At 37.6% G+C, this 11689-nt stretch carries 8 protein-coding genes and 3 pseudogenes; 5 read left to right on the plus strand and 6 right to left on the minus strand.

Features of this window, described 5'->3' with window-relative positions:
• The first annotated feature begins 539 nt into the window (after positions 1-539).
• The gene (locus tag ACFIK0_RS07570; protein WP_273791462.1) at positions 540-1367 is read left to right on the plus strand and encodes a ferredoxin--NADP reductase; all 828 of its coding nucleotides are present in this window, start codon (positions 540-542) and stop codon (positions 1365-1367) included.
• A gap of 53 nt (positions 1368-1420) precedes the next feature.
• Positions 1421-1783: pseudogene (locus ACFIK0_RS07575) on the plus strand (ferredoxin--NADP reductase); the annotation flags it as partial.
• A gap of 16 nt (positions 1784-1799) precedes the next feature.
• Here the strand turns inward: ACFIK0_RS07575 and eda are convergent.
• Positions 1800-2465 carry a bifunctional 4-hydroxy-2-oxoglutarate aldolase/2-dehydro-3-deoxy-phosphogluconate aldolase gene (gene eda, locus ACFIK0_RS07580; RefSeq protein ID WP_375663739.1) on the minus strand — a complete coding sequence of 222 codons (666 nt, stop codon included), beginning with the start codon at positions 2463-2465 and terminating at the stop codon, positions 1800-1802.
• A 115-nt stretch (positions 2466-2580) separates the two neighbouring features.
• On the opposite strand from eda, the gene ACFIK0_RS07585 reads away from it, so the two are divergent.
• From ACFIK0_RS07585 to ACFIK0_RS07595, 3 genes are all read left to right on the plus strand, one after another.
• The gene (locus tag ACFIK0_RS07585; protein ID WP_375663741.1) at positions 2581-3498 is read left to right on the plus strand and encodes a rhodanese-related sulfurtransferase; all 918 of its coding nucleotides are present in this window, start codon (positions 2581-2583) and stop codon (positions 3496-3498) included.
• Between the two features lie 1241 nt (positions 3499-4739).
• Positions 4740-5873 carry a type III PLP-dependent enzyme gene (locus ACFIK0_RS07590; protein WP_273791459.1) on the plus strand — a complete coding sequence of 378 codons (1134 nt, stop codon included), beginning with the start codon at positions 4740-4742 and terminating at the stop codon, positions 5871-5873.
• Between the two features lie 74 nt (positions 5874-5947).
• The gene (locus tag ACFIK0_RS07595) at positions 5948-6532 is read left to right on the plus strand and encodes a GNAT family N-acetyltransferase (protein WP_273791458.1); all 585 of its coding nucleotides are present in this window, start codon (positions 5948-5950) and stop codon (positions 6530-6532) included.
• 1143 nt (positions 6533-7675) lie between these two features.
• On the opposite strand, the gene ACFIK0_RS07600 is transcribed toward ACFIK0_RS07595, so the two are convergent.
• From ACFIK0_RS07600 to ACFIK0_RS07620, 5 genes and pseudogenes are all read right to left on the minus strand, one after another.
• Positions 7676-9247, minus strand: coding sequence for a DHA2 family efflux MFS transporter permease subunit (locus tag ACFIK0_RS07600; RefSeq protein ID WP_273791457.1), 1572 nt, complete (start codon positions 9245-9247; stop codon positions 7676-7678).
• A 19-nt stretch (positions 9248-9266) separates the two neighbouring features.
• Entirely contained in the window at positions 9267-10361 is a 1095-nt protein-coding gene (locus tag ACFIK0_RS07605; protein ID WP_375612301.1) for an HlyD family secretion protein, read from the minus strand.
• A gap of 173 nt (positions 10362-10534) precedes the next feature.
• A pseudogene (locus tag ACFIK0_RS07610) lies at positions 10535-10678 on the minus strand (transcriptional repressor); the annotation flags it as partial.
• Positions 10675-10833 (minus strand): annotated as a pseudogene (locus ACFIK0_RS07615) (HlyD family secretion protein); the annotation flags it as partial. The pseudogenes ACFIK0_RS07615 and ACFIK0_RS07610, both read right to left, overlap by 4 nt.
• Positions 10834-11006: 173 nt before the next feature.
• Entirely contained in the window at positions 11007-11399 is a 393-nt protein-coding gene (locus ACFIK0_RS07620; RefSeq protein WP_273791455.1) for a Fur family transcriptional regulator, read from the minus strand.
• Positions 11400-11689 lie beyond the last annotated feature (290 nt).

Consider the following 11689-nt stretch of genomic DNA (forward strand, 5'->3'; position numbering starts at 1 on the left):
ATAAACATAGTTTATTGTATTGTATCATTTTGAAGAGTGCAATATTAGGCTGTTGTTGCTGGTGCGATTGTTTTGATTAAATATTGCACTGGCTGCTTATTCAGAGAAGATAAAATGATTAAATTAACCACGTTAAATCAATGCATTACAAGTTTTTTACCATGAGGGGAAAGATCACTTATCTGTGCAATTTTGGATGTCGTCTTATGCACTTAAAATTATTTTTGTTAAATGGAAAACAGTGTGTAAACATTTTCTGATACATTAAAAACTGTTGACTTAGAAAACCCGTTGATTTGGATATTATTTATTTTCAAGATGGATTGGGTATCCAATATTTACTTTCTAGTCTTTGATTGGTTTTAAGTGAAATCAATTTTATCGCTGATAGCGCGCGCTAGATTCATTTATTTAATTTTGACATAAAAGTGTTAACCTTGAGGCTTTTGTTTTAAGAAAATTGTTGGCAGATGGTTGTGCAAGTACTATATCACGTCAAGGATTCGAAATTTAACGTTCAATAAAATATAGGGAAGAGTATGAATACGTCTGCTACCAATGTTCCGTCAAGCATCAGCAGCGTTGCAAATTTTCCGATTCCTGAGAATGTGTTCGCCCTTACTGTCCAAGAGGTTTGTCACTACACAGATCGGTTATTTAAATTCCGTCTGAATCGTCCGGAAAGTTTTCGTTTTCGTTCGGGTGAGTTTGTTATGATCGGTTTGCCAAATGCAGAAAAGCCGATTTATCGCGCTTATTCGATTGCAAGCCCCTTTTGGGATGAACAGCTTGAGTTTTTTTCGATAAAAGTTCCAGGGGGACCTTTAACCGAGCATCTCCAAAAAATTAAAATTGGTGATACAGTTCTCATGCGTAAAAAATCTACAGGAACGCTGGTTCTTGATGCTCTTATTCCTGGAAAACGTCTTTATCTTCTTTCAACTGGGACGGGAATTGCTCCTTTTGCAAGCCTTATTCGTGATCCTGAAACTTATGAAAAGTTTGCAGAAGTTGTCCTTATTCAAACAACGCGCGAAAAGAATGAGTTAATTTATGCAAAAGATCTTGTTTCCTCTTTGCAACAAGATCCACTCATTGGAGAATATGCACAACAGTTGAGATTTTATCCTATGACTACTCGTGAATCTTCTGAGCATATGGGGCGTATTACGACTGTTATGGAAAGTGGGGACTTTTTTGAAACAACAGGCCTTCCTAAAATTCATCCTGATGAAGATCGGGTGATGATTTGTGGTTCCATGGCAATGTTAAAAGATTGCGCAAGGATGTGTGAAAGCTTTGGTCTTGTTGAAGGGGCCAATAATGCTCCTGCTACTTATGTTGTAGAGCGCGCTTTTGTGGAGTAATGGGTGGGAAAATTGGTGCTTTATCTTCTTTCAAAGCGGTACAGATTTTTTTTCCTTTTGCAAGCTTTATTCGTGATTCTGACACTTATGAAAAATTTTCAGAAGTTGTTCTTATTTAAATAACGCGCGAAAAGAATGAGTTAGTTTGTGCAAAAGATCTTGTTTTCTCTTTGCAACAAGATTCATTCATTGGGGCATATGCACAACAGTTGAAATTTTATCCTATGACTACTTGTGAGCTTTCTGAGCATATGGGGCGTATTACGACTGTTATGGAGAGTGGGAGCTTTTTTGAAACAATAGCACTCCCCAAAATTCATCTCGATGAAGATCGGGTGATGATTTGTGGTTCCATGGCAATGTTAAAAGATTGCGTAAGGATGTGTGAAAGCTTTGGTCTTGTTGAAGGGGCTGATATTCTTGCACTTTATATTAGATTGTAGAAAGAGCTTTTTTCGAGGGAGAGGGAAGTTGTGATGCGGTATATGCTAATGCAGTAATCGAATCCCAATCACTTATTGCAATGAGTTGTTGGGGCGCTATCCAAGAACCACCAACGCAGAAGACATTGGGCAGTTGGAGCCATTGTGTTGTACTTTTTTGTGTAATACCGCCTGTTGGGCAAAACCGGATATCAGAGAAGGGAGATGCTAAAGCTTCAATGAAGGAAATACCTCCAGCAGCTTCAGCAGGGAAAAATTTAAGATATGAATAGCCTTTGTTTAATGCTTGCATGAGTTCACTTGGGGTCATTGCAGCGGGAAGAAGGGGAATTTCACTATTTTTTGCACAATTGATTAGTTCATTGGATAATCCGGGGCTTACAATAAACTTGGCTCCAGCTTGTTCGGCTTTTTCGTAATGTGTTGTGTTGAGAATTGTGCCGGCTCCAACAATTGCTTCAGGGACTTCTTGTGTAATTTTCTGAATTGCTTTGAGGGCATTTGGTGTTCGCAAGGTGATCTCAATTGTTTTTAATCCACCTTTGACAAGAGCGCGTGTTAAGGGTACAGCACTTTGTAGATTGTCAATGAGCAAAACAGGTATAACAGTTTGTCCTTGGAGATATAATAAAAGCTTTTCTCTTTTTTGGCACATGATATTTTTTCTTCTTGGAGATGATATTGTTTGTATCGTTTGATTAAGCACAATATGTTAAAGAGTACATGAATAAATCTTGAAATTGAATGAAACGCGCGTTATGGCAAAACACATGGAAAAGAATTTTAAAGTTGCTGCACTTTATTGCTTTGCAGATTTGAAACATTATCATCAATTACAAAAACCTTTGCAGGAATTATGTCAAGCAAAGGATATCAAAGGCACTCTGCTTTTAGCACAAGAGGGAATTAATGGAACAGTTGCTGGTTCTTGTGCGGCAATTGAGGCATTGGTGGACTTTATTATGGCTGAACCAGCGTTTCAAACGCCGGAGATTAAATATTCATGGGCATCAAAAATGCCTTTTCATCGCATGAAAGTGCGGTTGAAAAAAGAGATTGTAACAATGGGGGTTGAAGGGGTTGATCCGCTAAAAATTGTTGGTACGTATGTGGATCCTGAAGATTGGAATGCTCTTATTCAAGATGAAGAGACAATTTTGATCGATACGCGTAATGATTATGAATATGCAATAGGGAGTTTTCAAGGAGCGATTGATCCGCAGATTAAAACATTTCGCGAATTTCCTGAATGGGTGCGTAAACATGAGGCTGAGTTAAAGAAAAAAAAGAAAATTGCCATGTTTTGTACAGGTGGTATTCGGTGTGAAAAATCAACAGCTTATGTTCGTGATCTTGGTTATGAGCAAGTCTACCATCTAAAAGGAGGTATTCTCAAATATTTAGAAAAAATTCCAAAAGAGAAAAGTTTATGGTGGGGTGAGTGTTTTGTTTTTGATGAGCGTGTTTCTGTTCATCATGGTCTTGAAGAATGTGGACGCGAATTATGTCGCGCGTGTCGTTCTCCTCTTAATGCTGAAAGCAAACTATCGCCTCATTATGAGGAAGGTGTTTCCTGTGATGCTTGTTATAACACGCGTAGTGAAGCCGATAGAGAGCGCTTTCGTGAGCGCCATAGGCAGTTTCAATTGTTGAAGTTGCGTGCAATTGATTCTCATCAAGGGACATAAGGATATCGCAGTGTAGGGCTTTAAATTGTAGCGTTTTTCTCTTAAATTTAAGAGAGAAGAGTTTTTTAATATTAGTAGAAAAATATTTTATAAGACCGGATATTATTCGGTCTTTTTGTTTATGTTAAATTATTTGACTTATAAGTAATCATTATAGATTGTTTGCTTTCTTTGACTTTATAGGATTGAGTATTTCAAATACTTTTCATTTTAAAATAGAAAAGTCATTTACGAACAATTTAGCACATTGATTTATAATAATTGGCTATTTACATCTTGAATAAGAGATCTAAATATCGTCAGGATTCTCTCATTCCAAGCCTGTTTCTATGGTTGAATCAATAAAAACCATATCTCTTCCACGTTACAAGCGGGGAAAGTCACGTGGAGTAAAACAATACAAGAAGGACGTGCCTCTTATTAATCGTCTCAAATGTCAAGGGCTGTCACAACATTGGGGGCTTAGTGTGTGATGATGATCAGCTTGCTCTTTTATGAAGCCTAAAAATAGTGGGTTCAATAGATTTTATATTATTTTATTGGGGGTACTATTCTATCATTTATGGGCGCTGGTGTGAAGTTGGCTCGAGCACTTTAAGAAATGTTTCTTTAAAGAAAGTACGTGAAGATACAACCCAACTATATTCCGTTTGGGGTATTCTGTTTTACATGAGGGGAGTGATCCCATGAAAGTGGATGAATGACCTTGTTTGGTGGGGGAGAGTGTTGTTTTTTCGCATCATTTTATCTTTAAGAATTAAAAAATGTTTAAAATTAAAAAAATGATTGAAATGAGAAAGAATTCGTTTTATAGGATGCCTTGCCCAAAGTCGCACGTGCCTGTGGGTGTCCGCTGGTTCTCAAATGGTGAGATTAACCGGTACGGTACCTGGAACTAACCGCTCCAGTCATTCTTACAGCCAATTGCAAGAATGAGGACATCTTGAAGCAACGACGGTGCGGGCCTTTCTGGTGTCTTCCAGCTTTTAAATGCTGGGATAACTATAGAGGCACACCTCATTGCCTTCAGTGCGGAAGTGGTTTTCTCAACTCCAATCAAAAAGGCATATAAAATAGAATAACGCGGTTTCGCGCTGTTCTTTCGCAGCATGCAATGCTAATTTCTGGTTTTTTGTAATCAGAATGGGGATGGTTGTTGTGTGTTTTTTGTCCTTTAGCTTTTGGCAGCTTTGGCTGTCTAAGCATAGAGTGGGGGAGCGTTCCCTCAAGGAGAATTGCAGATGGCAACGCAACGTATTCGCGATTTTCTTGCAACACATCGTTCTGAAGGTCCATGCTTAATTGTTGACCTTGATGTTGTTCGTGATAACTATTTAAATTTTGAAAAAGCTCTGCCGCAGTCTCGTATTTTTTACGCAATAAAGGCAAATCCAGCTCCTGAAATCTTGCGTTTGCTAAGTTCTTTAGGATCTTCTTTTGATGCGGCTTCTGTTGCAGAAATTGAAATGGCTTTAAAAGCAGGAGCAACGTCAGAGCGTATTTCTTTTGGAAATACGATTAAAAAAGAGCGTGATATTGCACGAGCATATGCATTGGGAGTTTCACTTTATGCTGTTGATTGTGTTGAAGAAGTGGAAAAAATTGCGCGTGTTGCTCCAGGAGCACGTGTTTTTTGCCGTGTTCTTACCGATGGCAAAGGTGCAGAGTGGCCATTGTCACGCAAATTTGGTTGTGTTCCAGATATGGCGGTTGATGTTCTAAGACGGGCACACCAATTGGGTTTGCAAGCCTATGGTGTTTCTTTTCATGTTGGATCTCAGCAGGTTGATTTGAGTGCGTGGGATCGTGCTTTATCGGATGCTTCTACAGTGTTTAAGCGTTTGGAACAAGAAGGCATTTCACTAAGGTTGGTGAATATGGGGGGCGGTTTTCCAACGCGTTATTTGAAAGATGTCCCTACAGAACAAGCTTATGGTACAGCAGTTTTTGATTCATTGAAAAAGCATTTTGGTAATCGTATCCCTGAGACGATTATTGAGCCAGGACGTGCGATGGTTGGCAATGCTGGTGTTATTCGTACAGAAGTTGTTCTAATATCTAAAAAAGCTGATAACGATAATGTACGATGGGTTTATCTTGATATTGGGAAATTTAATGGTCTTGCTGAGACTATGGATGAAGCCATTCGTTATCCTATTGAGACACCTCATGATGATAAGGTGATGGAGCCTTGTATTTTGGCTGGACCGACATGCGATTCGGCAGATGTTCTCTATGAAAAAACACCTTATCCGCTTCCTCTATCCCTAACGATAGGAGATGAAATATTGATTCATGGAACGGGTGCTTACACAACAACTTACGCATCGGTTGCTTTTAATGGTTTTGAGCCTTTACGATCATATGTGATCTGACATTTCCTTTTAACTATAGTTTTTTAGATTTTTTGCTATGCTCGTCATGGCGCTGTAAGAGGGCGGTTATAGAGATGAACATGATTAATTTTCAAACAAAAGATGGGGCATGTTTTACACTTTTATTGGAGCAAGAAGCCGATAAGCCTTATCGAGAAAATTTGCTTGATTCAATGATGGGGTATGGACGTAAACGTAAATCATCAGAGGTTTTACGTCGTGGTCGTTTGGCTGCTCAAGGGCTCTCTTTTGTGGTTAAAAATGTGCTTGGAGAGCTTGTGGGAAGTGTCCGTCTTTGGCATGTTTCTTTTTCTAAAGAAAAAAATGAAACACAACATGCTTTACTTTTAGGCCCCTTGGCTGTTGCGTCTGAATGTGCTGGTATGGGAATAGGATCAATTTTAGTCCGACATGCAATTGAAACAGCAAAAAAATTGGGATATGGCGCCATTTTGCTGGTAGGGGATTTTGAATTTTATCAACGTTTTGGCTTTTCAAATAGTTTAACAGAAAATTTGGCAATGCCTGGTCCTTACGAAAAACATCGCTTTCAAGCGTTGGAACTGATACCACATTATCTTTCTGGGTGTTATGGCACTTTGGTTCCTAGTGGAGAACGAGAAGTTTCAAATCGTTTTCAGCATCATAAAGTCGCTTGAAGATAGTGTTTATTTCGTTTTTCAGCAGCTGCCATTGAGAAGAGCATACCGTTTTGACAGTGCCAAGGTATTTAGCGGTACAAAGTTTTGGGGAGTTGTATTGCGATTTTATTATATGGCTTTTTCTTTATGGGGCTGGTTTCTTATTTTTGATAATTTCAGTTAAGTGAGTAAGAATATATTTTAAGCTCATTTTTTGAAATAGTGTCTTATTTTATAATACTGAAGGAACCGGATTTTTGAGTTGTCTTGTGTTCTTTTAAAGTCGCTATCATCATACAGTTTTCCAGTTTTCAATATCGTTGATAAATCTTGCATAAAAACGGTTGGATATTTTACTTTTTTCTTAAACAGTTTTTATTTCTTTGCTTTTTATGTGCAAGGGAATGGTTTTGATTGATTCAATAGAGAGATATTTTGAGAAATTTTATACAATTTCAGCTCTTGTTGAAAGAGAAGGGGCTTAAGAAAGAAAAATATGTAGCAGTAGAATCAAAATTGTAAGTATCAGCTTTTTTTAAAGAGTGTAAAAAAATAAAATTACATGTTTAAAAGCAGCTTTTTTGAAAAAAATATATCATTACTTTTTTGCTATAAAGGTAAATCGTTTTGCAATTGGCATGAGAGTATCAAATACAAAATGATTTTCTCATGTAAAATTTTGCATTCAGAATCAAAAAAAAACGTTATCCTACACATTATAAGAGAAATATGTGCGTGAATAAAAATCACAAGAATCATAAATCTTTTATGAATATTCTTGTAAGAATCAAAAGAGTGAAGGGCACAGAATCTTAACAAAATAGTTTTTATGAGGATAGTAGCGTAAAAAGGGGGTAGATAGATGAGAGATTTAATCTTTTGTGCCCTATGGTGATAAATCAAAAATCTTATAGAAATGGCTGCTTTATCTTTATGGTGTGGAGCACTTTAGATAAGCTCTTTGTTTATTATCATCTAGAACAATTTTTGTATGCGAGAAGTTGTTTTTAAGTGCGGAAAGAGCCCGCATTAAAAGAATTTTTATCAGAAGAATCATTTAGAATCATATGTTTATTTATACTGTCTCTTGAGACAAGATAAAGTGCATAGGAAACGAGCAAAGTGATAAGGATAAAAAATATTTCTCAATTTTAATTAAGTTTAGTGATTTGGTGGTGAATCCATGAGAGGTGGTATTTTTTTGAGAAACATGGTCATAAATGTCAAAACACCAAAAATGATGGTTATGATAAAGAAAATATCACTAATAGCCATAATGGTTGCTTGTATGCGTACCATACCAAACAATTGAGAAAGAGCCAGAGTATAGGAATCAAAGGTTTCTGTTTTGAATAATACAGTAAGATTTGAAAGCATTTCAGTTGCTTGTCTGTTTGCGTAGTTAAGAGTTTCGGCTATTCGTTCATGATGGAAGTCTGTGCGTTTTGTTATGAGAGTGTTGATAATGGCAAGCCCTACAGCCCCACCTAGATTCCGGGTGAGATTAAAGAGTCCGGAAGCATTTTGCATCCGTTCTGGTGGGAGTGTTCCCAAGGCAATATTATTAATAGGAACCATACATAACATTACAGAAGCACCACGGAAAACTTGCGGCCAAAAAAGCTGCCAAAAATCCCAGTTATCTGTGATAGAGCTCGCCATCCAAATACCTATTGCAAAACCAAAAAGTCCTATTGCCATCATTAAACGTGCATCCATTCGTGCTGAAAGAAATCCAGCAAGCGGGGCAGTTAATAACATGACGAATCCTGAAAGAAACAATGTTTCTCCAATCATGAGGGCATCAAAGTGGCGGATTTGGCTTAAATAGACAGGATAAAGGTACGTGAGTCCATAAAGGCCTATTCCCAATGAAAAGGAAAAAATGGATGCAGCTGAAAAATTAAAATTAGAAAAAGTAGAGAGATCTACAATGGGTTCTTTTACTGTAAAAGCACGCCAGAAGAATAAGGCTGCAGCAAGAATCATGGTAATGAACAAATCCCGAATCAGCGTATCACTCAGCCAATCATGACGTGCTCCTTCTTCTAGAATATACTCTAAAGTTCCCAAGAAAGTAGCCATAGAAATGAATCCTAACCAATCAAACTTCTTCATTAAAGAGGGATCAGCTTTATCAAAATCAATTAACTTCCAAGCGAGAATTGAGATGATAATCCCGCAGGGTACATTGATGAGAAAGAGCCAATGCCATGATGAGAGATGACAAATATAGCCTCCCACGGTTGGACCAATGGTGGGGGCCAATGTTGCTACTAGTCCAACAATAGGGGTAACAATTGGGCGTTTGGACGGAGGAAAAAGAACATAAGAGGCGACAAAAACGCTTGGGATAATTCCTCCACCAATAAAACCTTGTAGTGCGCGATACAAAATCATCTCTCCAATAGATGTTGCTGTTGCACAAAGAACAGAAGTAATCGTAAACCCGATCGCTGATATGGTGAAGAAAACACGTGTTGAAAGCAATCTTCCTAAAAATCCAGAAAGCGGCAACATGATGACTTCAGCGATGAGATAGGAAGTTTGAACCCATGAAATTTCTTCAGAGCTTGCTGTAAGACCCGCTTGAATTTCAGCTAAAGAAGAGGAAACGATTTGGATATCTAAGATTGCCATAAACATGCCAAAAGACATAGCAATAAAAACTACAATTTTGCGCATTCCTATGCGTTCTTGAGACTGTATGAGCTCTGGTATGGAAGATGTCATAGTAAGATTTTCTACTTTTTTATAAGAGACTTTTATCTTGTGGCTTTGTACGTGTATCAATTTTCACTGAAACACTCATTCCTGCTCGGATATGTCCGGTTTTTAAAACTTCTTCTGGAATAGAAATACGTACGGGAATGCGCTGGACAATCTTTGTAAAGTTACCGGTAGCATTTTGTGGAGGCAGAAGAGAAAAAACAGCGCCTGTTGCGGGCGAAATAGAAAGCACTGTTCCTGTAAAAACATCATCTTCGAAGGCATCAACAGAAATATAAGCTTTTTGTCCGGTATGAATGTCTTGTAGCTGTGTTTCTTTATAGTTTGCTTCAATATAAAGTGCATGTATGGGGACTAACGCCGCAAGACGTTGGCCATTTACAACAAAATCTCCCGTTTTTGCTGTTAAATTTCCTATAACTCCATCAAATGGCGCTCGTATAATGGTCGAATCAAGATCACGTTGTGCTTTTTTACGCGAGAGCTCTAAACTCTTTGTTTCGCTTTCTGTTTCACTTCGTTGTGCTTCTAGCACTCGGATATTTGCACGTGCTGAAGCCATTTTTGCATCCGCTCTGTTAACATTCGCAATGGCTTGTTCATAAGCGGATTTGGCATCATCAACATTGGATTGAGGAGCATAACGATTGGCTTTCAGTTCTGTTACACGTTTTAAGGTGAGTTGTGCATTGGTTGCTATGGCTGAAGCGGCTGCTTTTTGTGCTTTTGCATCATCTAAAGAACTACGAGCGGCTGTGATTTGCGCATCAATGCGTAGAAGTGTTTTTTTCTGTGTGTTAAGATGCGCTTCTGTTTGATCCAAGGCTATTTTATAATCACCATTGTCTAGGTAAAATAAAACATCGTCCTTTTTTACAACTTGGTTGGCTTTAATGGCAATTTTTTCAATATACCCATTTAATTTAGTCGCAATAGCGGCTATATCTCCTTGCACATAGGCATCTTCAGTGGACAGCATATAACGCCATTGCGTCGTCCACTTATAGCTAAACCAAAGTACAAAAAGCGCAAAGACGATAAGAAGAGCCTTGATTACTTTTTTTCGTTTCATTTTATCGAGATTTTTTGTTGAAAAAATGGTCTCAGATACGGACATGATTTTATACTTTCAATATTTATGTTCTAACGAGTATAATAAGCCTCTCACTCTAGGGTAGGGTGATATATGCACGGACGATAAGAGCTTTTCCAACAATAAGGCGATTCCTGCTACATAATGCTAAATATATAAACTTGCAAGTTAGAGATCTTATTTCCAAGTTAGATGTCTTATTTTATTGCGCATTTTTTACAAAGACCTCGTACTTCTAGGGTGCTTTTGTGTGCTTGGAAGCCAACCGCTTAAACCATCTGTTTTAAACTTGATACAATCGTTTGATTTTGTATTTCGTTGACTGTGCCACAGTTTAGGCATCTTCAGTGGACAGCATATAACACCATTGCGTCGTCCACTTATAGCTAAACCAAAGTACAAAAAGCGCAAAGACGATAAGAAGAGCCTTGATTACTTTTTTTCGTTTCATTTTATCGAGATTTTTTGTTGAAAAAATGGTCTCAGATACGGACATGATTTTATACTTTCAATATTTATGTTCTAACGAGTATAATAAGCCTCTCACTCTAGGGTAGGGTGATATATGCACGGACGATAAGAGCTTTTCCAACAATAAGGCGATTCCTGCTACATAATGCTAAATATATAAACTTGCAAGTTAGAGATCTTATTTCCAAGTTAGATGTCTTATTTTATTGCGCATTTTTTACAAAGACCTCGTACTTCTAGGGTGCTTTTGTGTGCTTGGAAGCCAACCGCTTGAACCATCTGTTTTAAACTTGATACAATCGTTTGATTTTGTATTTCGTTGACTGTGCCACAGTTTTCGCAAATTATAAACGTTGTAAGTTCATGTTGACAGTTTTCAGGGTGTAAACAGACCATAAAGGCATTTACACTTTCAAGACGATGAATACACTTTAACTGTACGAGTTTTTCTAACGCACGATAAACTTGGAGAGGTGCGCGAAAACCTTCTTCGCGTAAGTTATTGAGAATCGCATAAGCACTTAAAGGCCCTTTTGCATTTTTTAAAGTATTTAAAACCAATGTTTGGTTACGCGTCAGTTTAGATGACATGGACATCTTCCTTTTGCTCCCATGGAAAAGCATAAAGCGTGTAAGATATTTATGCAATGGTGATTGTAGAATATGTACTCTAATCTTTAGCCGTTTACATGACATCATTGCGATATGTAAGAAAAGTTGCAACCGTTGTGAGGGGAGGGGTATTATAATCTGAAAGCCGCTGCTATCCAGCAAGAAACTTTTATACGCTTCTTATTTTTCCAATAATGTCTTGAAATAGGATTTTTTGTTACAATATTTTATTGGAAATGTTTGGGTTATTTTATTTAAAAAAAAATAAA

It is taken from the genome of Bartonella sp. CL63NXGY, from assembly GCF_042194905.1.
Classification (GTDB): domain Bacteria; phylum Pseudomonadota; class Alphaproteobacteria; order Rhizobiales; family Rhizobiaceae; genus Bartonella.

Coding starts and splice junctions, on each gene's coding strand:
- ACFIK0_RS07570 (WP_273791462.1), top strand. CDS start 540: ATGAATACGTCTGCTACCAATGTTCCGTCAAGCATCAGCAGCGTTGCA.
- eda (WP_375663739.1), bottom strand. CDS start 2,465: ATGTGCCAAAAAAGAGAAAAGCTTTTATTATATCTCCAAGGACAAACT.
- ACFIK0_RS07585 (WP_375663741.1), top strand. CDS start 2,581: ATGGAAAAGAATTTTAAAGTTGCTGCACTTTATTGCTTTGCAGATTTG.
- ACFIK0_RS07590 (WP_273791459.1), top strand. CDS start 4,740: ATGGCAACGCAACGTATTCGCGATTTTCTTGCAACACATCGTTCTGAA.
- ACFIK0_RS07595 (WP_273791458.1), top strand. CDS start 5,948: ATGAACATGATTAATTTTCAAACAAAAGATGGGGCATGTTTTACACTT.
- ACFIK0_RS07600 (WP_273791457.1), bottom strand. CDS start 9,247: ATGACATCTTCCATACCAGAGCTCATACAGTCTCAAGAACGCATAGGA.
- ACFIK0_RS07605 (WP_375612301.1), bottom strand. CDS start 10,361: ATGTCCGTATCTGAGACCATTTTTTCAACAAAAAATCTCGATAAAATG.
- ACFIK0_RS07620 (WP_273791455.1), bottom strand. CDS start 11,399: ATGTCATCTAAACTGACGCGTAACCAAACATTGGTTTTAAATACTTTA.